The following is a 24,255-nucleotide window of genomic DNA, read 5'->3' on the forward strand; positions in this document are numbered from 1 at the left end:
GCGGGACGAGGTGTACCGGCCCGGTGCCGATCGGCCGAGTCCCGATCGCCTGCCGCCGTGTCGGTGAATCGACTCCGTCGTTCGGCGGGACTCGGTCGGGATCGGTCATCATGCCGGATCAGGTCCCTTGAGGGAATCCTCGTCGGCACCGTTCCGATGCTTCGGTATGCGCCCGGGTATGCGCCCGATCGCGAGGGGCGAACCGAGGCGTGTGGGATCGGGGGTGGTGGCGCACCTCTGCGGTCTCGGCGAGAACGCGGCCGCCGAGCATGGTCGCCCGCCCGCTGTTCCACCGACGGACGGGTGCGGGGCGGACGGAGCTCGCCCCCGCTCCGGCGCGGCCCCCGCATCGACCGAGATGTGCTCCCCGGGTGGTCTCGGGGACGTGTGGATCGGATTCACGTGAAACATCGAGGTCGAGGTGCAGAACGCGAGACTGCCGGAGGCGGGCGACGAAGGTGGATCCCGCGGGCAGTTGTGACGCCCCCGGGGACCGACGACTGAGTCAGGTCCCCCGCCGTGCGCCGTCACTGGAGCGGCCGTCGGTGGACGATCGGGCCGGGTGCACTCCCCGAGCGCCCGCGCCGGGATTCCGGTGACCCCACGGCCGGCGCGCGGCGGATGTTTCACGTGAATCCCTCCGTCCCGAGTCGGACGGAAGCGCGAACGGCGGACGTCGGATCGGGCCGTAGCGATCGCCGATCGGCGCATGACACCACCCAGATCGAGCGCGGAGACCCAAGCGGCCTCGTCGACCATCGATCGAAGTCGATGAGGTCGGACGGCCACGATCCGGCGGCGTGTGGCGCTCGCCTGCGGTTCGGGCGGTGGGCGAATGCAGATCCGGAAGCGGTGGGGACGCATGCCCACCCCCATGCGGCGTCTTTCGAGCGCGCGCCGACCGATGCGGTCGATCGGATGTTCCATGTGAATCCGACCGTGGCCGGCGCGCCTCAGCGGTTCCGTGACGGGCGTTGGCCGGTTGGGGACTGCCGGGTTCGTGGCGTGAGTCTTCCGCGCTCGGAGCGGGTACGGACACAATCTGTCCGGTGGTCCGGTCGGGCGGCGGGGGTTTCACGTGAATCCGACCGTGGCCGGCGCGCCTCAGCGGTTCCGTGACGGGCGTTGGCAGGTTGTGGACAGCGCCGGGTTCGTCGCGTGAGCTCTACGCGCTCAGCGAGGCGGATCACCGGACCGTTTGCGTCCGGTGCCCACTGCGTTCGGGCGGGCCGATGTTTCACGTGAATCTGCGTGCCTGGGGCTGCGGGCCTCGGTTTGACCATGTCGGGTGTGACAGCGGCCGGGTGTCCGATGCGGGAGTTGATTCTGGCGTGCCCAACGGTCGCGGTCTCCCCCTGACCCCTGTCGGGTGATGCCACGGACGGGGTACCCGATGCGGGAGGTGATTCTGGCGCGCCCAAAAGGTCGCGGACTTCCCGGCCGACCATGTCGGGTGTAGTTGCATTCGGGTACTCAATGTTCCACGTGAATCCGCCGAGGGTGGACACCTCGGCCCCGGCCGAGGGCATTGGGCAGCCCGCTTCGTTCGCTCCACTTCGAATGGTCGATTCGAATGTTTCACGTGAATCCGGACATGGCCACGGCCCGGAGTGCCGTCGGGGCGGATCGCACTGTCCGGTGCGGCGTCTCGTTCCCAGACCGGGTGGGGGCCGGGCGTACACGGGTTCACGGAGCGGAGTTCAGTCATCTGTCCGCCGGACCGTGATCGAGCCCGACCGCATCGGCTCGTGCTTGATCGCTGGGCGCTGTGCGGGCCGCCGTCCCTCGCGGCGAACCCGGTCCCGCACCGCCCGCGGGTCGCGGGTCCTGGCATGGCGTTCGGTGGCGCCGCTTCCTCGATGCCACATCGGTGCCGATCCCGCGGGGCGTGACCCACTCCCTGACGCCGGGCCCGAACGCCGGGTGGGGAGATCGTCGGCGATCGAGGTCGGGTCGCCCCTCCCCTCCCCCGCTCTCGTGGGCGGGGTAGATCACGGCCGCCGCCGCGCGTCCCCCACCCGAGTTGCCGTGTGCCCGTGAGTGAAGCCGGACCGGAGGTGCCCCGCCGGGATCCGTGTCCCCACCCCGATCGCCGCCCGATGCCTCACCACCGTCGCCTCTCACCGCCCGGCGGCGCGTAACCCGCCTCTACGGCCCGATGCGGTGCAGAATCACATCGTCAGGGTTTGGGGAATTGCGGGCGTCACGGGAGGATGTTTCACGTGGAACACATCGAGTCCGAGGACCTGCCTGACGCCGCTCGCACACTCTTCGGAGACCGACTCGAACTCGCCGAAAAGTACCATCTATCCCTCGCCACCGATGGTGTCGAGCGCGGCCTGATCGGTCCGCGGGAGGTCCCCCGGCTGTGGGAGCGGCACCTGCTCAACTGCGCGGTGATCGGAGAGCTGATCGCGGAGGGCGAGTCGGTGGTGGACGTCGGTAGCGGCGCCGGGCTCCCCGGCATTCCCCTCGCGATTGCGCGCCCCGATCTTCGGGTCACCCTCGTCGAGCCGCTCCTGCGACGATCGGTCTACCTCGCCGAGTTCGCCGAATCGGTGGGTCTGGACATCCTCGTCGTGCGCGGGCGCGCGGAGCAGCCCGGCGTGATCAAGGAGGTCGGGGGCGCCGATGTCGTCACCTCGCGTGCGGTCGCACCCCTGGAGAAGCTTGCGCGGTGGTCGATTCCGTTGATCCACGAGGGTGGTCGGATGCTCGCCATGAAGGGTTCCAGTGCGGCCGAGGAGATTTCCCGGGATCGCGCTTCCCTAACCCGTATGGGTGCTGGCAAGCTAGAGATCGTCGAGTGCGGTGTCGACCTTCTTCCCACTCCGACCATTGTGGTTCGGGCGGAGCGAGTCTCCCGGCGATCTCATCGCCGATGACAAAGTCACCGTGCGCTCGTGTGCGAATGCGACGATCTAGCAGGCAAGTCCAGTGAAGGAGCAATCTATGTCGGGTGGACCCGAATCAACTGTTTCACGTGAAACAGATCACGACGCCACGAGTTCCACCACCGACAACAAAGAGAACCCGTACTCGGCCCCCGCCGCGTACGCCGGCATCTCCTCCGTGGACACCCCGATCGGTGCAGCGGCACAACGGGCCAGCCAGGTCCTGCACCCGCACACGGTCACCCTCCCCCGGCCGAAGACCCGTCGGATGCTCACCATCGCGAATCAGAAGGGTGGGGTCGGCAAGACCACCTCGGCGGTGAACCTGGCGTCCGCGCTGGCCGTGCAGGGGCTCCGGGTTCTCGTCGTCGACCTCGACCCCCAGGGCAACGCCAGCACCGCATTGGGCGTACCGCACCACTCGGGCACCCCGTCGAGCTACGAGCTGCTGATCGGTGAGGTCACCGCGGCCGAGGCCATCCAGCAGAGCCCGCATCACGAGGGCCTGTTCTGCATCCCCGCGACGATCGACCTCGCGGGCGCCGAGATCGAACTGGTCTCCATGGTCGCGCGCGAGGGACGGCTGAAGAACGCGCTCTCCGAGAAGGCGCTCGCCTCGATCGACGCCGACTTCATCCTGATCGATTGCCCGCCCTCGCTCGGGCTGCTGACGGTCAATGCCCTCGTGGCGGCAAACGAGGTCCTCATCCCCATCCAGTGTGAGTACTACGCCCTCGAGGGCGTCGGTCAGCTGCTCCGCAACATCGAGTTGGTGCAGTCGCATCTGAACCCCGACCTGCACGTGTCGACCGTGCTGCTGACCATGTACGACGGTCGTACCAAGCTGGCGGATCAGGTCGCGGAGGAGGTGCGCAGGCACTTCGGCGATGCGGTCCTGCGCGCGGTCATCCCGCGCAGCGTGAAGGTGTCGGAGGCGCCCGGATTCGGGATGACCGTCCTCGACTATGACCCGGGTTCGCGGGGCGCAATGAGCTATCTCGATGCCGGGCGGGAACTCGCAGCCCGGACCGAAACGATCAACTCGCAGGAGCAGCAGTGAGCCAGAGAAGCAAGGGCGGACTCGGGCGGGGACTCGCCGCGCTCATTCCCACCGGTCCGGAGGCGGGGCCTCGTCTCGGAAGTGCCGCCGCCGACGTCATCATCGGCAACGCCACCGCGCCGATCGCGGTGAAGCCGGCACCGGTCGTCGAGGCGCCCGAGGCGCAGGAGACGCCCCAGGCCCCGGTGAAGGAGGAGGCGCCGGCGAAGCAGGAGAAGCCGGAGTCGGCCACCGCGGCGACACCGTCCACCGATGGTGCGGCCACGCCGCCGGTCGACGGCTCGGAGGTGGCGGACGGACCCGACCTCTCCCCCGTCGGTGCCGTGTACCGCGAGATCGCCGCGGCCCAGATCGAGCCGAACCCCCAGCAGCCGCGCCACGTCTTCGACGAGGAGGCCCTCGGCGAGCTCGTCCACTCGATCCGCGAGTTCGGCCTGATGCAGCCCATCGTGGTCCGCCGGGTCGCCGCCGACCGCTACCAGCTCGTCATGGGTGAACGCCGGTGGCGGGCCAGCCAGGAGGCCGGGCTCGAGCGGATCCCCGCGATCGTGCGGGAGACCAACGACGGGTCGATGCTGCGCGACGCGCTCCTGGAGAACATCCATCGGGTGCAGTTGAACCCGCTCGAGGAGGCCGCGGCGTATCAGCAGCTCCTCGAGGAGTTCAACGTCACGCACGACGAGCTCGCCACCCGGATCGGTCGCTCGCGACCGGTGGTGACGAACATGATCCGGCTCCTGAAGCTGCCGATCCCCGTGCAGCGCCGCGTCGCCGCCGGGGTGCTCTCGGCCGGCCACGCCCGGGCGCTGCTGTCGCTCGAGGCGGGGCAGGAGGCACAGGAACAGTTGGCCGCCCGGATCGTGGCGGAGGGCCTCTCGGTGCGCGCCACCGAGGAGGCCGTCACGCTCGCGAACCGGGAGGGCGAGCCGGTGCCTGCCCCCGCCGCCAAGCGCAAGCCGATCCAGATGCCCGGTCTCCAGGACGTCGCGGAACGGCTCTCCTCCTCGTTCGACACCCGCGTGACGGTGAGTCTGGGCAAGCGGAAGGGCAAGATCGTCGTCGAATTCGGCTCGGTGGAGGATCTCCAGCGGATCGTCGAGATGATGGAGTCCCAGTCGCCCGGATAGGTCGGATTCTCCGGGTACAGACACCCGCGGACGATACGTCACTGTGACAGTACGGTCGCGGGACCGCGGGTGTCTGACTCCGGTTCCATCGAGATCCCTTGCATGCAAGTACATTTCGGGTCTCGTCCCGTGAACGACGCCGGCCGGACGTGGATCGCCTATCCTTGATGGCAGAGAAGGTGTCACGCGGGGGCCCACGGCCTCCGCATTAGGTGTTTTGGAGGCGGAGTCAGGGTGTCGATGCGCATCAGCCCGCTCACCCTCGACGGTTTCGATCAACTCCCCCGTCATTCCCGGCGGTGCGTCTTCTGGGAGATGGACCCGGCCGCCGTCCGCAGCTCCCGCGACTTCTCCGATCCCGAGTTCGAGAAGGAAGCCTGGCTGTCGATGGTCATGCTGGAGTGGGGATCCTGCGGTCAGGTCGCCACGGTCGACGGCACTCCCGCCGGCTGCGCGCTCTACTCGCCGCCCGGTGTGGTGCCGCGCGCCAAGCTCTTCCCCACCTCCCCCGTCAGCCCGGACGCGGTCCTGCTGACGACGATGAGGCTCGAACCGGCCGCGGAGCTGGATGGGGTGGGCCCGAGTCTCATACAGGCCGTGGTGGGCGATCTGGTTCGCCGTGGTGTGCGCGCACTCGAGGCCTTCGGGATCCGCGGTGTGGAGGACGATCCGGTGGCCGCACGGCGCGGCCAGGAGTGCACCCCGGCCGACTGCATGATCGATGCCGAGTTCCTCGCCGACATGGGATTCGAAGTGGTTGCCGCGCATCATCGGTACCCCAGGATGCGCCTGGAGCTGGACCGGGATCACGGGTGGAAGGCCGACGTGGAGTCGGCACTGGAACGGCTGCTCGCGGTCGCGTCGCTGACCATGACCGACATCGAACAGAAATCGACCGTCGGGGTGCTCTGACCGCGTCGCCCGCGAGCGGCGACAGCGGGTTCCCTAGGCCTGGTCGGCCTTCGAGAGCTCCTCGGCGAGCAGTTCGGCGAAGGTGAAGGTGCCGGTGGGCTGATCGTCCTGCCCGAGCAGATAGAGGCGCTTGACCGCGATCAGGATGGACTCGGCGATGATGTCCCGGTTGCGCGGATTGGCGAGCACGCTGACATCGGATTCGTTTGTGAGATAACCGATGTCGACCTGCACGGTCGGCATGTTGGTCAGCCGCAACAGATCCCAGGTGCGGCCGTGGGTCCGGCAGTCCTGCAGCGAGGTCCGGGCCACGATCTCGCGCTGGATGAAGCTGGAGAGAACCTGCCCGATCCGCGAGGTGGCACCGTGCGAGTTCCCGAAATGGAAGCTGGCAACGCCATTTGCGTGCGGGCTGGTGCTGGCCGAGCACCGCAGCGAGATCATCAGGTCCGCCTCGAACGTGTTGGACGTCTCGGCGCGCTGTGCGGGCGACGGGTTCTGGTCGTGCGGGCGGGACAGGAACGTCTCCATGCCGGTCGCCGCCATCCGGCCCTCGAGCCGGCTGGCCAGGTCCCAGAGGATGTCGGACTCGGTGATCGGACCGAAGGCCGTGTCGAGCACGATGCCGGTCTCCCCACCGCCGAGGTCGGGGTCGATCACGATGCGCTTGCCGCTGAGCTGCGGACCGGAGCGGCGGACCAGCTCCTCCTCGGTGATGGCGTGGGGCGAGCCGCCCGTGACCCGGGTCCCGAGCAGATCGAGCGACCGCAGCGTCTGCGGGCCGCAGATGCCGTCGGAGGCGATGCCGATCTCACGCTGGAACGACGACAGACCCTCGTGGGTCTGCGGGCCGAAGTAGCCGTCGACGCGGCCGGGATAGAAGCCGAGGTCCTGCAGCTTGGTCTGCAGTGCCGCCACGTCGTCGCCGTACAGCGGCGCCGACAGCTGGTAGATCAGCGTGCGGGCGCCGAGCCGGTAGGAGGCCTCCTTGAGCGACCGGTAGGTCGCGGTGCCGACCACCCCGTCGACGAGGAGGCCGCGCTGCTGCTGGAACGCGCGCACGGCGCTGTCGAGGTGGTGGTCGAACACCGCGTCGGGCGCGATCCACTGCGAACCGTTGATCGCCTCACGCGAGGTGGTGGACACCCCGTTGTGCAGGAAGCCGAGCGTGGAAAGGGTGCCTCGAACCTCAGCGACGGCGGGACCGTGGTCGCCGTGACGGAGTCGATGCATGCTTCCCGGCCCTTTCGTCAGTTCCTGACGGCGCACCGAGGCGCCGCGCGTCGCACGTGTCGATCGATTGTCGCAGAAGCCCCCGAGAAACAGTCAATCTCGGGGGCTGCGATGTGACCTACAGGACGTCGGACAGGTCCTTGAGCAGGGCGGCCTTGCCCTTGGCTCCGACGATCTGCTTCACCGGCTTGCCGCCCTGGAACAGGATCATCGTGGGGATCGACATGACCTGGAAGTCGCGCGCGGCGGCCGGGTTCGCGTCGATGTCGAGCTTGGCGACGGTGAGCTTGTCGCCGTGCTCACCGGCGATCTCCTCGAGGACGGGGGCGACCATCTTGCAGGGGCCGCACCAGGTCGCCCAGAAGTCGACGAGGACCGGCTTCTCGGAATCGAGGACATCCTGCTTGAAGGAGTCGTCGGTGATGGTGATCGTGTTGGGCATTGTCTGTCTCCTCGGGTGGCTGGTCGGGGTACGGCGGGCGATCAGGCCTCGACGGCGACCGGTTCGCCGGCCGCCTCGAGGGTGTTCGCGGTGATGTCGCCGCGCTCGGCGAGCCAGCGCTCGGCGTCGATCGCGGCGGAGGCACCGGTGCCCGCCGCGGTGATGGCCTGGCGGTAGGTGTGGTCGACCAGGTCGCCGGCCGCGAAGACACCCTCGAGGGAGGTCGCCGTGGTCGGCGACTGCACGCGGACGTAGCCCTCGTCGTCGATGTCGACCTGACCCTTGACGAGCTCGCTGCGCGGGTCATGACCGATCGCGACGAACAGGCCGGTGACGGGCAGCGTCGACTGCTCACCGGTGACGGTGTCGCGGACGACAAGACCGGTGACGCTGTTCTCGCCGATGACCTCGACCGGCTCGGCATTGGTGACGAAGCGGATCTTCTCGTTGGCCTTGGCGCGCTCGAGCATGATGCGGGAGGCGCGGAACTCCTCGCGGCGGTGCACCAGGGTGACCGAGCGGGCGAACCGGGTCAGGAAGGTGGCCTCCTCCATCGCGGAGTCACCGCCGCCGACGACCGCGATGTCCTGGTCCTTGAAGAAGAATCCGTCGCAGGTCGCGCAGGCGCTGACGCCGCGGCCGAGCAGCCGCTCCTCCCCCTCGATGCCGAGGTAGCGGGCCGCAGCGCCCATCGCGAGGACGACGGCGTGTGCGTAGTAGGTCTCGCCGTTCGCGACGACCTTCTTGACCGGGCCGGAGAGGTCGATCTCGTCGACGTCCTCGGTGCGGATGTCCGCGCCGAAGCGCTTGGCCTGCTCACGCATCTCGTCCATCAGGTCCGGGCCCATGATGCCCTCGCGGAAGCCGGGGAAGTTCTCCACCTCGGTGGTGGTCATCAGGGCGCCGCCGAACTGGGTGCCCTCGAAGAGAAGGGGTTCGAGCTCCGCTCGAGCGGCGTAGACGCCTGCCGTGTATCCGGCGGGTCCGGAGCCGACGATGATGAGGTCGCGGACGGAGGTCGGAGTAGTCATGCGGGCCTTCCGAGGTAGTGGACGTTATGTGCGTCAACAACAGCCTAAGGGGTGTTGTTCCCGCTGTTCGTGGGTACGCCGCGGGCGGCGGCACGCTCGACGTACGGCGCGATCAGTTCCTCCGTGCGCTGATGGACGGCCGCCACGTCGGCGCCCTTCTCCAGCTGCCGGGTCGCGGCGTGCACCACAGCGTTGATCAGGTCCGCCGTGGCGGCCGGGTCCTGCGCGCCGAGTTCGGCGAGGGCGGCGGCGAGCGGGGCGATCAGCTGCCGGTGCATCGCGGCGCTGGACTCCGCGATCACCTCGCGGGGCGCGATCGAGGCGATGGCGGCGGCGATCGCGTGCTCGCCGTCCGCGACCAGATCGAGGTTCGCGCGCACATAGGCGAGCACCCGCCGGTCCGGGGGGCCGGCCTCGGCCATCGCCGCCTCCACCCGCTCCGACCAGCGCGGGAAGGCATCCTCGATCAGGGCGGTCAGCAGGTGCTGACGGGACCGGAAGTACTGGTACATGCTCGAGCGGGCCAGCCCGGCCCTGGCTGCGACCTCGGCAAACCCGGGGATCTCGGTGGCTCCCTCGGCGAGCACCGCCCTGGCGGCGTCGAGCAGCGCCCGCTCCTGGGCCTCGCGGTGTTCGGCGACGGTGGGCGCGGTGATCCGGGGCAACGGGTCTCCCTTCGCCCTGTGCGTCCGCTGCTGCGGGCCGTACATCAGCCGGTCACGATCTACGCCGGACATCGTAATCGTGCCGTCCAGGAGACATGCGTCGACCGGCGACCCGGCCTCTCGCCGTCGCCTCCGTGCCCGCGCCCGCCCGCGGGCGTCGCGTCGATTTCCACCCTGTGACCTCTGTACAGGAGGCCCTGGTCGGGGGCATCCTGATCGTGAAGCCCGCACATAGGGTCACCGGAGGTCCGTCATTCCTTTCCACACCGCAGCTCGCGCAGTGCTCGTCTCCATCGCCGCGATCGTTCTCACCGTCGCCGGCGGCGCCGGGGCGGAGGCGGCTGTGTCCGGCACCGACCAGGCCACGACGACGCCCGCCCCCACCACGAGCGAGCGGGCGCAAGGGAACGCCACTCGCTACGTCAGCAACCCCCCGAGCAACCCGAGCGATCAGGCCTACTGCAACCTGCAGGCCGACCGGGCGAACTCCATGGCCGCCAGCGATCCGACGAGTGCGAAGTGGATAGTCGAGTCGGCCAACTCCAACGGTTGCAAGATCGTCGAGGCCTGACGCCGCTCAACCGATCAGCTGCTGCGCCTCGCGCACGACGCAGCGGGTGCCCGTGTAGATGGTCGGCATGCACTTGTTGCAGTGGATGCAGTGGCCCTCGGTCGCGGTCTCGTCGCGAAACCTGTTGACCAGATCGGGTTCTCGTAGCAACGCCCGTGCCATCGCGACGAATTCGAAGCCCTCGTCGAGGGCGCCGACGATGGTGTCCATCCGGTTGATGCCCCCCAGCAGGATCAACGGCATCGACAGGATCTCGCGGAACTGCCGGGCGAACGGGAGGAAGAAGGCCTCCTCGAACGGGTAGGTCGGGAACAGGTGCGGCCCGTACACCCTGAGCCCGAGTCCGACCAGCTTCGGTTGTGACGCAACGAATTCCGCCATCGGAACCTCACCGCGAAAGAAGTACATGCCGTTCAGCAGGGAGCTGCCGCCGGTCAGCTGCAACGCGTCGAGGTGCCCGTCGGACTCGAGCAGCTTCGCGATCTGCATGCTCTGGTCGAGCCACAGTCCCTTCGGCACCCCATCGGACATGTTGAACTTCGCGGTCACCGCGACCTTGTCCCCCGCGGCCGCCCGGACGCGTTCGAGCACCTCGCGCGGGAACCTGGCCCGGTTCGCGACGCTGCCCCCGTAGCCGTCCTTGCGCTTGTTCAGATTGGGGCTCATGAAGGAGCTCAGCAGGTAGTTGTGGCCGAGGTGCACCTCGATGGCGTCGAACCCGGCCTCGACCGCGACCCTCGCCGAGCGCTCGAAGTCCGCGGTCACCGCCGCAAGCTGGTCCGGTGTCGCGCCCCGCACCAGACCCATTGCGGGAGCACTGATCCGGGTGGACGGAGCGAGGGTGGGGCTCTTGTTCGACAGCGTGTTGGCCACCAGGCCGGCGTGGCCGATCTGTGCGGCGGCCAACGCGCCCTCGGCGTGCACGGCGTCGGTGAGCCGGGTCAGACCCGGCAGGCTCGACTGGTCGAGGACCAGCGTGTTGCGGTGGACTCGACCGCCCTCGGACACCGCGCAGTACGCCACCGTGGTGAGCGCCGCTCCCCCGGCGGCCACCGCTCGGTGGAACTCGATGAGCTCGTCGGAGACCGCCCCGCGCGGCATCACGCCCTCGAAGGTGGCGGCCTTGATGATCCGGTTGCGCAGCGTGAGCGGGCCGAGCCTGGCGGGCTCGAAGACGCGCGTCGCGCCGGGCGTCTCGTTCGGGGAGGTCATGTCGAATCCTTGGGTCGTGGAATTACGATGCCACCGGCCTCGTAATAGGACACGGTATAGCCCCGAGGCCGGACATGGAAGAGAATTCGGGGCAATGACTAAAACCGGATCGGGTCGGCCGCGGGACCCACAGATCGATGCGGAGGTGCTCGCGGCCGCCCGCGAGCTGCTGGTCGACGTCGGATTCGACCAGCTCAGCATGCGGGCGATCGCCGCACGGGCCGGGGTGAGCCGCGCGGCGATCGACCGTCGCTGGGACTCGAAGGCGCAACTCGTGCTCGACGCGGTGCTCGGTGTGACCCCGGACCTGACGCCCTTTGCAGGCGCCGATCGGGAGGGCTGGATCAGGTGGGTGGTCACGGGGAGTTCGGAGTTGTTCCGCAGGCCCGAGGTGCGGGAGGCGGTGCCGGGCCTGCTCGCCACGCTGCGCGATCAGGAGGACCTGCGCAACACGCTGTGGCGGGGCTTCAGCGGCCCGAGCAGCGCACTGTACGCGGAGTCCTCCGGTCCTGACGATCAGCTGGATGCGCGCGCCCTCCTGGTACTCGGGGCAGGGGCGGCGCTGTTCCTGTCGCTGATCGCGGTCGAGGAGGACACCCCCGAGATGCGCGAGCGGGTGTTGGAGATCCTGCTGCCGGTCGCGCGGGGCCAGCGGGGGTGATCGGTCCGGCCGTCAGCCGATGTCGCTGCGCGCCAAGGTTTCCGGGCGCGAGTCGGCGCACCCCGTACCGACCACCAGTGCGGTGATCTGGGGCGGTCGAGGGCCCGCGAACAACATCAGTACGCCGCGGATCCCCCGGATCCGCACCGGGCCGGACCCGAGCAGCGGGGTGGCCGGATCGACCCCATTGGCGCGCAGGCAACCGGCGAGCGCGTCCGGGGCGGACAACGGGCCGAGTGAGGACCGTCCCATCATGGTGAGGGCGGCGCCGGGGGTCAGATCCGCGCCCAGGTCCGGGTCGTCGACGCCGGGCATCAGCGGCTGGGCCACGGTCGGTGCTGGTGCTTCGGGTTCGTCTCCGAACACGCCGGCCCCGAGGGCGATACCCCCGGCCAGCAGCACGATCGCGGCGGCCGCGGCGACGGGGATCCACGCTCGCCTGCGCCGGGTGTGGTCGGCGAGAGCCGCAACGGGAACAGTCGGTGCGCCCTCGGCGGCCAACGCCGCGTGAATTCGGTCGAGGACCTCCGGGGGCGCCGGGGGTGCCGGGGTGTCGTCCGCGCGGAGCCCGGCGAGCCGGGTGCTGACCGAGTCGAGCGCGGCGAGGACCTGTCGGGCCTGCGGGTCGCTCTCCACCGCGGCACCGAGGCGCGCCTCGAACGGGGGGTCGAACAGCCCTGCGTGCAGGTCGGCGATCAGTTCGGGGTCGAATGGGGGCTGCAGGAGCGCGTCATCACCCTGACCGACCATGTCACCTCCCTGCTGAGTCCTCGACTTACGGGCACGTCATTATGATTAGACCCCTCAAGGATGGATTTGGTTCCGCTCATTCTGCAAATATTTCAACTGCTGGGCCAGCTTCAGCCGTGCCCGCGCGCAGCGGCTCTTGACGGTGCCCTCCGGAATCCCGAGTAGCGCTGCCGCTTCCGTGACCGAGTACCCCTCCAGATCGACCGCCACGACGGCGGCCCGCTGCTCGGGCGACAGGGTGAACAGGGCGGCGTCGATGGCCATCGCGGTCTCGCAGTCGTCCATCGGGTCGCGGGGCCGCACCGGTTCCTGGTGGTCGTCCTCCAGCGGCACGGTCGGTCGCGCCCGGTTGCGGCGGATCCGATCGAGACACGCATTCACCACGATCCGGTGCAACCAGCTACGCACGGCGGCATCCGCCCGGAACGATGCCGCCGTCCGGTGGGCGGACAACAGCGCCTCCTGGAGCGCGTCAGCCGCGTCCTCCGGCGTGTAGCTGGTCCGTTTCGCCGTCTGCCATAAATGGTCCTGATGTCTGCTCAACAACTCCGCAAATGCGCGTGCGTCCCCCGACGCGTGCGCTGCCAGGAGCTCGGCATCAGACATGCCAGCCCCGGCGACCCCCCTATAGATTCGCACGAGAAATGCTAACCGACCGTAAGGTCTGGAGTCACTCCGAGGGCTGAACCGGCGTTCAGGGTGCCTTCGTGAAGCCGATCTCCGCGATCGAGGACTGGTTCTTTCCGCCCTCGCTGGCCAGCTTGGTGATCCACACCAGGACCTTGCCCGTCTTGCCCTCGCCGGTCACCGGAATCTTGGTGACGCCCTTCCCGAGGACCCCCGAACCGATCACCTGGGTCTGGTCCAGTGTGGGGTTCGCCGTTGCGGCGGTGCGGATCTCGACGGCGGTGCCCGCGCTCGGCGAGTTGATCGAGACCTCGCGCAGAGTGCTCGGCTCGGCCAGGTCGACCATCAGGCCGACACCGTTCTTGAACGTAGGGAACTGGTCGAAGTAGCCGTCCGTGGTCCACGCGGTGGCCGGGTTGCCGTCGATCGCCTGCCGCGCGGTTGCCGGGTTGTCCGGTGAGCCCTGCGGCGAGTACACGGCGGCGCCCGTGGGAAGCACTGCCGCCCCCGCCCCCGCGGCGGCGGGCCCTGGCTCGGCGGGCGCCGACACGGAGGCCTCGGACGGGGCGGTCGTGAGGCCGAAGTTCTGGTCAGTCAGCGGTTCGCTGGAGCCGCCACCCGCCAGGAAGTTGGCCAGCCACCAGCCGACCAGCGCCAACACGACGACGGTGAGGACACCGAGCGCGGACAACGCGATGATCATCTTGTTGTCCTTGGCCCGCTTCGCCTCGGCCTCCTCGGGATCGAGGAGGGCGCGGCTGGTCGCCCCCGCGGGGCGCTGTCCGAGTCGCAGTGCGGGCATGAGATCGGTCTTCTGGTCCACCACGGACGCCTGGTCCAGCACGTGCTGGACGGTCGCGGCCGTGCGGATCCCGCCGCCCTGCTCGAGCGCCCTGACGGCGACAGCGGAGATCTCGAACGGGACCTCGGGCCGCAGGCGTCGCGGCTCGACCGGCACTCCGTCGTCGCCGCGGTCAGCCAGCCGCATCCCGCCGACTGTGCCGGCCGCGTGCGGCGTGCGCGGGTCCGCGCCCGCCTGCGGGGCAGGAGCGGGGGCACCGGACTCGGGTGCCGGTGCCGGCTCGCCGAGCGGCCACCGCGCCGTGATCAACGCGTACAGCATGGCGCCGAGTCCGCGCACGTCCGAGCTGGAATCGGCGTCGGCAAGGGTGGCCGGGAAGGCCAGCACCGCGTCGCCGCCAACGGAGATCCGGATCCGGTCCGGGTGGTCGATCGACAGCGATCCGCCACCGCGGTGTGCGGCCTCCGCCGCCGAGGCGAGAGCGCGGATCGCCCTGGCCGCGCCGATCGGAGACGGTTCGGTCTCGGCCATCTCGCGTAGCGACCGTCCTGGCGTCCACTCGGCGACGACGATGCCGCCCGAGCTGCCGCGGACCACGTCGAGGACCCGGGCCAGGCCGGGCGAATTGATCCGACCGAGCCGCAGCGTGCGCGACAGGACCGCCTGCGGTCCCTCCGACTCAGGCGTTGTCGAGCTCGCACGCTGGTCGGCGTCGACGAAGGTCAGCGCGACCTCGCGATCGAGCTTGATGTCGTGGGCCTGCCAGAACTTGAGTCCGCGGGCACCACCGTGCGGGGCGAGGAGGCGGTAGCGCCCGCCTGCCACCGAGGCACCGGGGATCAGCTTCGGGCCGCGCGTCGGCTTCGCCGTCGAGGTGGAGTCGCCCACCCGCAGCGGGGGCAACGTCGGCGAACCGATCGGGATGACGCCGGTGTCGACGGTCAGGTCGCGCTCGGGGCGCACCACGGCCGGTTTGTCGGCCTTGGCAGGAGCCTTGGCCCCATCGCCGTCCGGGGTCACCGTGGTGGGCCCGTCGTCCGTTGCCTCGATCTTTCGCGGGGCCGATTCGGGCACGGACGCCTTAACAGCGGACACGCCGGACTGGCCGTCGGCAACGTTCTCGTCGCTCACCCTCACTCCTTCGCGCATAAGTGCCGAAATCTCTCCTGTTGAGAACTGGTCCCCAGACCGCCGAGCATCAGCGTACGGGAGTGGTATCCCACCGCTGAGGGGTATCTGAGCACCATCGATGGCGGGGATCAACTCGGTCTCCGCCTCATAGAGTGGCACGACCGTCGGCGTGTCAACGCGCGATTCCTGCGTCGACCGACCGAGAAGTCTGTTCACCACACGCCCCACGGCCACCGTGCCGGCCACCACCTCGGGCACCCGGGCGATGCGCAGCAGCCCGAATGTGAGCCCGAGCATGATGACCGCGCCGATACCGACCTGGACGAACGCACCTGGCCCGCCGAACCGGTCGCCGAGACGATCGAGACGCAGCAGCTCCTCGGCCGTCAGCATCGTGATCCCGCCCGCGACCGAGGCGACGACGACAAGGAATGCGGTCTTGCCGACGTTCGCCATCCGCAGGTTACCGAGGCTCCGCCGGAGCAGGTACCCGCCGATCAGCGCGCCAACTGTGAAGCCGAGGCCGTTCGCGACACCGAGCAGGCTGACGACCTGCTCGTCACTGGAGGCCACCACCGGCGCCAGCATCGAGAGCCCGACCTTCACCCCGGTGATGCCGAGGATGATCCAGGTCGGTGTCCAGGCCTGCTCGCGGGCGTAGAACACCCGCAGGTGGATGAGCACGAGGGCGTACGGGATCAGGGTGAACGCGGACCAGCTGACGGCATGTCCGAGCCGCTCGGCGTCGGCAGAACCGAAGTTGCCGTAGCCGAACAGGGCGTGGCCGACCTGTGGGCCCGCGAAGGTGAGGAACACCACCACCGGCACCAGCGACACCATCGTCAACCGGGTCGAAACGGACAGGTCGTCGACGACCGCCGGGGTGTCCTCCGCGGCCGCGTTGCGACTGAGCCGCGGCATGATCGCGGTGAGCACCGTCACGCCGAGGATGCCGTACGGCAGCTGCAGCAGCAGCCAGGCCTGCTGGTAGATCACCGGTCCGGCCGCGTCCGCCGCGGCGGCGATGCGGGTGCCGATGCTGAAGCCGATCTGACTGATCAGGACGTACAGGACGATGGCGACGCCCATCCCGGCGAACATCTTCAGCCGGGCATCGATGCCCCACAGCGGCTTGAGACTGATGCCCTCGCGTCGGATCGCAGGCAGGAGGGTGGCGGCCTGGGTCACCACGCCGAGCGTCACGCCGAGGCCGAGCAGCAGCACCCGCCCGGTCGTCATCTCGTCAGAACCGCGGGTGACCAGCCAGAAGACCGCGAGCACGCCCAGCACCACGAGGTTGTTGAGCACCGGCGCCCACGCGCCGGGCTTGAACACACCCCTCGTGTTGAGCAGCGCGGTCAGCAGGGCCGACAGGCCGTAGAACAGGATCGCGGGCAGCAACAGGTAGGCGAACGAGGTGGACAGTTCGGCGTCGACCTTGCCGTCCTCGGGGAGGAAGATCCGGGTCAGCAGCGGGGCCGCGGCGACCGCGACCACCGCGGCGACGCCGAGGATCAGGCAGGTGATGGTGAACAGCCTGCGCACGAATGCCGCGCCGCCGTCGTCGTCCTCCTTCTCGGCACGCACCAGCACCGGCACCACGATCGCGGTCAGTACCGCGCCGAGGACCAGTTCCGAGATCATGGTCGGCAGCTGGCTGGCCACGGTGAACGAGCTGGCGGTTGCGGCGCCGAGCACGGTCAGCAGCAGCACCTGCTTGAGGAAGCCGGTGATCCGGCTGACAAGGGTGGCCACCGCGATGGAGCCGGTGGACGCGAGGAGGCGGGAGTTCGAGCTCTGCGTCTCCTGCGTCTCCGGTTCGGGAGTCGGCTCCGGATCCGGCGCGGGAGCCGCGGGCCTGTTGACCGCCGGGCTCGGCGTGGGCTGTGTGGGCTGTCCCGCGCGCTGGTGCGGGGGCGGCGGCAGGTAGCGCTGCGGGGCGGCGCGCGGCGGCGCGGGCTGCGGTCGGTAGGTCTGGGGCTGGGCGGGGCGGAACGGGCGCGGCTGTTCCGGCGGTAACGGCGGCTGCGACCACGGCTGGCCGGGCCGCGGCGGCATGCGCCCCGCCTCGTCCGACGGCGGAACCGGGCGCGGGTCGGCGGGTCCGTGCGGTGTCGGGTTGGCCCGTTCCCACGGGGCGGGCGGCGCCGGTTCGGGATTGTGGGGTCCCGGATGCTGGGGTCCCTGCGCGGGCTCCGCGCCCGGGTACCGGGGTTGCTGCGGGGGCTCCGCGCCTGGATTCTGGGGTCGCCCGCTGGGGTCCGCTCCCGTGCCCGGTGGGCGACGCGTGCTCCCCGTCATCGAGCTTCGTACCCTTCATCCGCTGGGTCTGGCTGACCCCGGAACCGGTGCCACAAGCGCCGTCCCGCAAGTAGCAAGAGTAGTGCGCCCGCGCAGGCGGTGATGATCGCCAGCGCCTTGCCGTACGTGTTCGTCCGGATCGACACCGAGGTGGGCTCGCCGAGTTCGCGGCCGTTCGTGGTGGTCAGCGCGACATCGACCACCAGCTTGCCCGCGTTCTCGACGGTCGCGGGTACCTGCAGCGTCCGGCTGCCGCGCGGGGGCAGTTGCTGATCGCCGATGTCGGTGATCGTCATCTCGGGCGGTGCCGAGATCTGGAGCCGCACGTTGATCCCGACCGGCAGGTCGTTGCGCGCGACCAGCAGCAGCGGGCTCTGCTCCGAGGCGAGGGTGTAGGCGCCGCCGGGCGGGAGCACGGTCACCGACGCGTAGATGTCGGTCATCGCCTCCTCGACGTCGCTGACCCGGGTCTCGGCGGCGGCCGTCGCGGCGCCCCTGTCCCGGTCGCGCCTGCCGGAGGTGCTCAGCGCCCGCAGCAGGTCCTCGCTCAGCGGCGCGGTGTAGGCGCGCGGGGTCAGCGCCGACTGCGGATCGTTCACCAGCGTCTCGGTGAGCGCATTGATCTCGGGGGCGACGGCGGCGGCCCCGGTCTGTACCCGCTCGGGGGCGCCGTCCTTCGTGGCCTGCGCCGGATAGTCGAGATCGACCGGCGGCTGGGCGGTCGGTCGGTCGAGCAGGTCGGCGAGCGGGCGCGGGTTGGCCAGCCCCGACCGCATCAGCGTCGACACCGTCGAGAGCACGGCACGCGCCTCGTCACCGTCCACCGACCAGTTCTGCGGCGGCACCACGAGCAGACCGTGGTCCTGGTTCGCGGTGGCGTTCTGGGGCGGCGTGAGTGCGGGCCAGGCGATCGCGCCGAGTGCGTCCTGGAGTCGGGCGGTCCGCGAGTCCTCGGACAGGTCGTATCGCACGTCCGACGGGGTGTAGGTGGGGGTCTGGGGGGTGGCACCGACGGCGGCGAGCGCGGTGGCCGCGGGCACGTCGAACAGCGCAGCGGACAGCGGCCGATCGACGGTCGTCCCTGCCAACGGCACGGTCGACCGCGTGGTCTCCTCGGCCACCGCGTTCTCGGCCAGCAGCGCGGTCGGACCGAGCCCGCGAAGGCCCGCCGCCTCGGGGTTGAGCACGCCCGCGTCCGGCCAGGTCAGGCCGCGGCGCGAGGTGATCCCCAACACGCCGTCGACGATCCCCGCCGGGGCCGAGAGGGCCCGCTCGACCAGGGTCGGGTCGTCGACCCTCTGCAACGCCGCGAGATCGACCTGCGCGAACGGAACGGCGGTCGTGCACATGCGGGAGGTCAGCGACCGCATCCGCTCGAGCCACTCGGTGGCCGCGGTCTGTCCGGTCCCCTCGTGTGCCGGGCCGGTCGGATCCGAGGGATCGTCGACCACCAGGTATCCCCTGGTCATGTTGCTCACGGTGATCAGCAGATCCGGGTCGACGGCCAGGCACATGCTGTCGCGCAGCTTGTGGTCGCGGTCGAGGCTGTCGCCGGTGGCGAACTCGACGGCGGCGAGCAGTTGCTCGAGCCGGCCGCCGTCCGCCACCGAGTCGGCCAGCTCGTCGTCGACCAGTCGCACCTTCTCGTCCGAGGACCCCGGGATGCCGGACGCGAGCCGGGGCTTGTCGGCGAACGGCCACATCAGGGTGACGGCGAGCGGGTCGGTGATACGCGGCGGAACGGCCGCCCCTTCGGGGCGATCGGCGCCGCGGATGCTGGGGTCGCGCGGGAGCCCGAGCACCGGCAGCAGGAATCGGGCGTCGTCGAGGCGGGCCTGGCCGCCGTACTCGGGTGTGCCGTTGACGTTGACCAGCAGCGGGTACACCCCGGGCGCCGTGATGCCGAGCGACACCGAGGAGGCCGACCGCAGCGGCATCGCCAGGGTGAACCGGCTGGACTGCCCCACCTGCAGCTTCTCGGTGACGGTGGTGAACTCCCCGACCGTGTCGTAGGCCTCTTGGTCGGCGGTGAGCATGGACCTGAGCTGCTCGGACTCGGAGATGGCCGGTCCGCTCTGGAGCCGGACCTTCACGTCGTGGACCGCCCGGTCGCCCACGTTGCGGACCGACCCGGTGACCGTGACGAACGGTTCGCTCGAGGTGGTGACGGCGGTCGGGGTCACCTTGTCGACCGTCAGGCTCACGAACTCGCGCTCGTCGGTGTTCGCCCGCAGACCCGGGGAGGTCGGGTTCATGGCCGCGGCCACCGCGCTGACGGTGTCGGGTCGCTGCGCGGGCTCCGCTGCGGCCACCGCGGCGCCCATCGGGGCGGCGGCCAACGCCAAGGCGGACAGGGTCGTCACAGCTAAGCGACGCAGGGTGGCCCTCATCCGTTCTCTCGGGTCGCTTCACTGGGGGCGGACGCCATCTGGTCGATCAGCTCTCCCGCGACTCCGGCGAGTCGGCGTTCGTCTGCATAGGCGAGCCGGGACTCCAACTCGGCCAACGGAACCCACGCCACCTCGGTCACCTCGACGTCGGCGTCGGAGAGCTCACCGCCCTGGAACCGGAGCAGGTAGTGGTGCACGGTCTTGTGGACACGCCTGCCCTCGGTGACGAACCAGTAGTCGATGCTGCCGAGTTCGGCGAGCACGGTGCCCTGGATCCCGGTCTCCTCGGCCACCTCACGCATCGCCGTCTGCTCGGCGGTCTCGCCCTGTTCGATGTGACCCTTGGGCAGCGACCAGAGCAGCCGTCCCCGCCGGTCGGTCCGGCCGATCAGCGCGGCGCACTGCTTGTCGCGGGGGCCGTCGAGACCGTCGACGACGAGTCCGCCGGCCGACGTTTCGCGGACCGTACGCATGCGCGTGTTTGCGCGGTCGCCGTGCCCGCTTCGTCGCCGCGGGTTGCGGCGACTGCGATTCGCACGTTCGGCAGCAGACACCCAATCAATACTAGTTGCCCAGCGGGACCTGCCCCGAATCCCACACCGGCCGAGCGGTAACCCGTCCCCTGCGCGTCGGTAAGCTGCGTACTCGTGGTTTCCCCTACTCCCGACGCCGATCGACGCGCCCGACTGCTCACGGCTGCCGACGCGACCCTGCGGGGTCTCGCGGATGTGCTGACCCCGCTCGGCGCGCGGTTCGCCGCCGCCGGGCACGAGCTGTACCTGGTGGGTGGCAGCGTGCGGGACGCGGTGCTCGGCAGGCTGGGCACCGACCTGGACTTCACCACCGACGCGCGGCCGGAGCAGGTGCAGGCGATCCTCAAGGGCTGGGCCGACAACCAGTGGGACACCGGCATCGCCTTCGGGACGATCAGTGCCGCCAAGGGTGATCAGCAGATCGAGATCACCACCTTCCGCACCGATGCCTACGACGGGGTCACCAGGAATCCGGAGGTCGTGTACGGCACCAGCCTCGAGGAGGACCTGGTCCGTCGCGACTTCACCGTGAACGCGATGGCGGTCCGCATCGGCGCGGACGGCTCGCAGGAGTTCACCGATCCGCTCGGTGGCATGGACGCACTGCTCGGCGGGGTGCTCGACACCCCGGCCGCGCCGGAGATCTCGTTCAACGACGACCCCCTCCGCATGCTGCGGGCCGCCCGGTTCGTCTCCCAGCTCGGCTTCGCCCTCGCCCCCCGGGTGCACCAGGCGATCGTCGAGATGGCCGGACAGATCGACCGGATCACGGCCGAGCGGGTGCGCGCCGAGCTGGACAAGCTGATCCTCGGCGAGTATCCGATCGACGGCATCAACGTGATGTGCGAGACCGGGCTGGCGGCCCGGGTCATCCCCGAGATTCCGAAGATGAAGCTGGAGATCGACGAGCACCACCAGCACAAGGACGTCTACCAGCATTCGCTGACCGTGCTGCAGCAGGCGATCGACCTCGAGGACGGCGATCCGGACCTCGTGCTGCGCTGGGCCGCGCTGCTGCACGACATCGGCAAGCCGGACACCAAGCGCAACGAGCCCGCGGGCGGGGTCAGCTTCCACCACCACGAGGTGGTCGGGGCGAAGATGGTGCGCAAGCGGATGCGGGCGCTCAAGTACTCCAAGCAGATGATCGACGATGTCGGCCAGCTGGTGTTCCTGCACCTGCGCTTCCACGGCTACGGCGAGGGGCAGTGGACCGATTCCGCGGTCCGTCGCTACGTCACCGACGCCGGTGAACTGTTGCCGCGCCTGCACAAGCTCGTCCGCGCGGACTGCACCACCAGGAACAAGCGCCGGGCGGCGAAGCTGCAGGCCACCTACGACGACCTCGAGCAGCGGATCGCGCGGATCGCCGAGCAGGAGGACCTGGGCCGGGTCCGGCCCGACCTCGACGGCAACGCGATCATGAAGCTGCTCGACATCCCCGCCGGGCCCGAGGTCGGCAAGGCATGGACCTTCCTGAAGGAACTGCGCCTTGACCGCGGCCCGCTCAGCCCGGAAGAGGCCGAGGCCGAGCTGCTCGCGTGGTGGGCACAGCAGAAGTAGCCGCTACCCGATCAGCCGGAGCAGCTGCGTCAGATCGAACGAGCTGCTCAGCGTCGGGATCTCGAGGGTGAAGCGGACGACGTGGCCGTCGCGGGTTGCGCGGACATTCCTGGCGTCGTTGGGCAGCGGCGGCAACGGGATGACCGGTGCGGGCAGGTAGCGCCCGGGAACCGGGAGCCCCCGCCAGCGGGCCTGGATGACCTCGATGCGCAGCACGTCGTCGGCGACCGAGGCATCGACGACGGCGGTCAGTCGGCGGTGCCGGTGCTCAGCGCGGATCAGGCCGGATTCCTCGGCGTGCAGCGTCCAGTCGAGGCCACGGCGGTTGACCTGCGCCAACAGTGCCGACAGCGCGATGCGGCCCTCGAGATCGATCTGGGCGGTCCGGACCCGGGTCGGCGCGCCGGGCACCAGCCGAACCCCGTTGGCGACGGCCGTCACCTCCTCGAGGGTGTGCCCGCCCCAGTCGATGCCCGTGAGCCGGGCCCGTGACTCGAAGTGGGCCCCCTGACGTCGCACGCGAAACGATCCGAGCCGGGCCGTGACCGGCACGCCCTGCAGGGTGACGGTGACCTCCCGCCCGACGTACCGCCGCGCGATACCGAGGCTGAGCGCGGTCATCACGCTGTCGGGGACCAGCGCCGTCATCGTGCCCGCGCCGAGCGTCGCCACCGGGTCCACCCAGGAGGTGGTGATCGACGACAACGACCATCCGGTGCCCATGATTGGCAACGATAGGCCTCAGCGCAGCGTCGCGCGCATGAGATAGACGTTGTAGCTGTCCCACTCGGAGATGGTGAAGTACACCTCGTCCGCGGTGGACCACGGATGCAGGAAGCCGCCGTACAGCTTCGGGTAGTCGGCGCTGCGCACCATCGGGATGCCGGCGGACCACGCGCCCTGCGGGCTCGTCGCCTGGCGCAGCACGATCGTTCCGGCCGGTGCGTCCAGGTAGCTCATCTGCCACAGGCCGCGGGACTCGTCGTAGCGCACCGACAGCTCCGCGGCCACACCGTTGAGGACCGGGGTCGGCGAGTGCTCGCCGACCGGGGTCCAGGTCCCGTCGACCCAATATTGGTAGGCCGACTTGTTGAGCACCTGGTCCCTGGCCACCCGCGCGAGCGCGATGGTGCCGAGCCGTCCGTTCGGGGTGCCGAACATGTAGACGTGGTCGCCGGCTGGGACCATGCTCGCGACCTGGAACTGGTTCATCCCGAAGATGTTCTCCCACTTGGCATACGGATCCTTGGTCCAGGTCTGGCCGTTGTCGTCCGAGTAGGCGATGCCGCCGTGGTTCGTGTACCACATGCCGGGGACCATGCTCCAACGTCGGACCGACATGTAGCTCATGTACTGCCGGTCGCCGATGGCGAAGCCGGAGGTGGGGATGGTCGTGGTCTCCCAGTTCTTGACCTTGCGGCTGCCGAGCAGTTCGGCGGCGTGGCAGCGGCTGTCCTGCACCATGGAGTCGAGGGTCAGGCCGTCGGAGAGGTCGCGGTCGGTGCTGTGCCCCAGCACATTCGAGCGCCAGTCCTGACCGTTTGCGCCGGGCGGCGTCCAGCCCCTACCGAAGGTGTCGCCGAACGCGATGGCCACCTCGCCCGGCTTGCTCTCCCACATGATGCCGAGGTCGGTTCCGTTGACCTGCCACCGCTTGTCGGTGCGGTTGATGGAACCGGGGCCGGTGAGCTGGGCCACCAGGGTCACCTCGCCGACCTTCGGCGCCGCCGCGGCGGTGTCGACCGGTCCCGGCTCGACGGGCGGCGACTGCGGGACCGGCGGCGGGGGCAGCGGCACGCCGGGCCCGGGGATCGGGATGGGGATCGGCTCGGGGTCGGGGGCGATGGAGAATCGCGGTATCGACGATCCCCACGCCCCCGAACCCGAGGACGACGAACCGGACTCGGACGACGCGGACCCCCACGAGCCAGCCGAACCGGACTCGGGTTGCTCGGGCGCGGTGTCGGTGAGGTCCGGGCAGGGATCGGCGCACGGATCCGCGGGCAGCGGGGCCTGTGGGATGCGGGTCTGATCCTGCGGCGGGTCGGGAACGGGGACCGGGACCAGTTGGGGCCAGGGCACCTTGATGTCGATGCCGGGAAGCTCCGCGGACTCGGCCTTCGCGGAGGGGTCGAAGCCGGTTTCCCCGCAGGCGTTGGTGGGCGCGGGCGCCGCCGTCGCGGGCGCCGCGGTGAGCACCGAGCCGGATGCGGCGAGGACGAGCGCCAGCAGTGGTGCGCTCAGACGATGGATCACGAAGCCCCCTTTGGCATTCCCGATCGCCCACCGCCCCCCGGACGGCCGCCACGATCGTCGATATGAACTTAGCAGTGCGCAACGACTCCTGGAA

At 69.9% G+C, this 24,255-nt stretch carries 19 protein-coding genes; 7 read left to right on the forward strand and 12 right to left on the reverse strand.

Translation table 11 applies throughout. The features are described 5' to 3' along the window. Window positions 1-2,213 precede the first annotated feature (2,213 nt). The 4 genes from rsmG (at window position 2,214) to BR31_RS0117880 (ending at window position 5,993) form a co-directional block, all read left to right on the forward strand. Window positions 2,214-2,885 carry a 16S rRNA (guanine(527)-N(7))-methyltransferase RsmG gene (rsmG, locus tag BR31_RS0117865; RefSeq protein WP_051637535.1) on the forward strand — a complete coding sequence of 224 codons (672 nt, stop codon included), beginning with the start codon at window positions 2,214-2,216 and terminating at the stop codon, window positions 2,883-2,885. A 67-nt stretch (window positions 2,886-2,952) separates the two neighbouring features. Next, window positions 2,953-3,954 carry a ParA family protein gene (locus BR31_RS0117870; RefSeq protein WP_027502174.1) on the forward strand — a complete coding sequence of 334 codons (1,002 nt, stop codon included), beginning with the start codon at window positions 2,953-2,955 and terminating at the stop codon, window positions 3,952-3,954. Continuing rightward, window positions 3,951-5,081: a ParB/RepB/Spo0J family partition protein gene (locus BR31_RS0117875; RefSeq protein ID WP_027502175.1), complete on the forward strand. Its 1,131-nt coding sequence runs from the start codon at window positions 3,951-3,953 to the stop codon at window positions 5,079-5,081. Before BR31_RS0117870 ends, BR31_RS0117875 begins: the two co-directional genes overlap by 4 nt. A 234-nt stretch (window positions 5,082-5,315) precedes the next feature. Further along, window positions 5,316-5,993: a hypothetical protein gene (locus BR31_RS0117880; protein ID WP_027502176.1), complete on the forward strand. Its 678-nt coding sequence runs from the start codon at window positions 5,316-5,318 to the stop codon at window positions 5,991-5,993. Window positions 5,994-6,026: 33 nt separating this feature from the next. Here the strand turns inward: BR31_RS0117880 and BR31_RS0117885 are convergent, their stop codons facing one another. The 4 genes from BR31_RS0117885 to BR31_RS0117900 all read right to left on the reverse strand — a co-directional run bounded on the left by BR31_RS0117885 (window position 6,027) and on the right by BR31_RS0117900 (window position 9,364). Then, a complete protein-coding gene (locus tag BR31_RS0117885; protein ID WP_027502177.1) occupies window positions 6,027-7,226 on the reverse strand; it encodes an N-acetylmuramoyl-L-alanine amidase in 1,200 nt (399 codons plus the stop codon). Window positions 7,227-7,344: 118 nt separating this feature from the next. Then, complete coding sequence (gene trxA, locus BR31_RS0117890; RefSeq protein ID WP_027502178.1) at window positions 7,345-7,668, reverse strand: thioredoxin; 324 nt, start codon at window positions 7,666-7,668, stop codon at window positions 7,345-7,347. A gap of 41 nt (window positions 7,669-7,709) precedes the next feature. Further along, complete coding sequence (trxB, locus tag BR31_RS0117895; protein WP_027502179.1) at window positions 7,710-8,699, reverse strand: thioredoxin-disulfide reductase; 990 nt, start codon at window positions 8,697-8,699, stop codon at window positions 7,710-7,712. Between the two features lie 44 nt (window positions 8,700-8,743). Then, complete coding sequence (locus tag BR31_RS0117900) at window positions 8,744-9,364, reverse strand: TetR/AcrR family transcriptional regulator (protein ID WP_027502180.1); 621 nt, start codon at window positions 9,362-9,364, stop codon at window positions 8,744-8,746. 280 nt (window positions 9,365-9,644) lie between these two features. Here BR31_RS0117900 and BR31_RS29110 point away from each other — a divergent pair, with 280 nt between their 5' ends. Further along, complete coding sequence (locus BR31_RS29110) at window positions 9,645-9,935, forward strand: hypothetical protein (protein ID WP_037177133.1); 291 nt, start codon at window positions 9,645-9,647, stop codon at window positions 9,933-9,935. Window positions 9,936-9,941: 6 nt separating this feature from the next. Here BR31_RS29110 and nox read toward each other — a convergent pair whose 3' ends face one another. Further along, on the reverse strand, window positions 9,942-11,147 hold the full coding sequence (gene nox, locus BR31_RS0117910) for a 4,4'-dithiodibutanoate disulfide reductase (protein ID WP_027502181.1): 1,206 nt from the start codon (window positions 11,145-11,147) through the stop codon (window positions 9,942-9,944). Between the two features lie 94 nt (window positions 11,148-11,241). Between nox and BR31_RS0117915 the strand changes: the two genes are divergently transcribed. Further along, window positions 11,242-11,808, forward strand: a complete 567-nt coding sequence (locus BR31_RS0117915; RefSeq protein WP_027502182.1) for a TetR/AcrR family transcriptional regulator — start codon at window positions 11,242-11,244, stop codon at window positions 11,806-11,808. 12 nt (window positions 11,809-11,820) lie between these two features. Here BR31_RS0117915 and BR31_RS0117920 read toward each other — a convergent pair whose 3' ends face one another. The 5 genes from BR31_RS0117920 to BR31_RS0117940 all read right to left on the reverse strand — a co-directional run bounded on the left by BR31_RS0117920 (window position 11,821) and on the right by BR31_RS0117940 (window position 20,402). Next, window positions 11,821-12,558 (reverse strand): hypothetical protein, encoded by a 738-nt coding sequence (locus BR31_RS0117920; protein WP_027502183.1) that lies wholly within the window; start codon window positions 12,556-12,558, stop codon window positions 11,821-11,823. 54 nt (window positions 12,559-12,612) lie between these two features. Then, window positions 12,613-13,197 carry an RNA polymerase sigma factor SigM gene (gene sigM, locus BR31_RS0117925; protein ID WP_027502184.1) on the reverse strand — a complete coding sequence of 195 codons (585 nt, stop codon included), beginning with the start codon at window positions 13,195-13,197 and terminating at the stop codon, window positions 12,613-12,615. Between the two features lie 55 nt (window positions 13,198-13,252). Next, window positions 13,253-17,176, reverse strand: a complete 3,924-nt coding sequence (locus tag BR31_RS29115) for a murein biosynthesis integral membrane protein MurJ (protein WP_156042534.1) — start codon at window positions 17,174-17,176, stop codon at window positions 13,253-13,255. Between the two features lie 239 nt (window positions 17,177-17,415). After that, window positions 17,416-19,809, reverse strand: a complete 2,394-nt coding sequence (locus BR31_RS0117935; protein ID WP_027502185.1) for a glycoprotein — start codon at window positions 19,807-19,809, stop codon at window positions 17,416-17,418. Continuing rightward, on the reverse strand, window positions 19,806-20,402 hold the full coding sequence (locus tag BR31_RS0117940) for an NUDIX hydrolase (RefSeq protein ID WP_442970224.1): 597 nt from the start codon (window positions 20,400-20,402) through the stop codon (window positions 19,806-19,808). Before BR31_RS0117940 ends, BR31_RS0117935 begins: the two co-directional genes overlap by 4 nt. Window positions 20,403-20,456: 54 nt before the next feature. On the opposite strand from BR31_RS0117940, the gene BR31_RS0117945 reads away from it, so the two are divergent. After that, on the forward strand, window positions 20,457-21,905 hold the full coding sequence (locus tag BR31_RS0117945) for a CCA tRNA nucleotidyltransferase (protein ID WP_027502187.1): 1,449 nt from the start codon (window positions 20,457-20,459) through the stop codon (window positions 21,903-21,905). 3 nt (window positions 21,906-21,908) lie between these two features. Here BR31_RS0117945 and BR31_RS29120 read toward each other — a convergent pair whose 3' ends face one another. Together BR31_RS29120 and BR31_RS0117955 are read right to left on the reverse strand one after the other, a co-directional pair. Continuing rightward, window positions 21,909-22,628, reverse strand: coding sequence for a hypothetical protein (locus BR31_RS29120; protein WP_051637536.1), 720 nt, complete (start codon window positions 22,626-22,628; stop codon window positions 21,909-21,911). An 18-nt stretch (window positions 22,629-22,646) separates the two neighbouring features. Then, window positions 22,647-24,161, reverse strand: a complete 1,515-nt coding sequence (locus tag BR31_RS0117955) for a DUF4185 domain-containing protein (protein WP_442970223.1) — start codon at window positions 24,159-24,161, stop codon at window positions 22,647-22,649. Window positions 24,162-24,255 lie beyond the last annotated feature (94 nt).

It is taken from the genome of Rhodococcus sp. UNC363MFTsu5.1 (assembly GCF_000686785.1).
Taxonomy (GTDB): domain Bacteria; phylum Actinomycetota; class Actinomycetes; order Mycobacteriales; family Mycobacteriaceae; genus Rhodococcus_G; species Rhodococcus_G maanshanensis.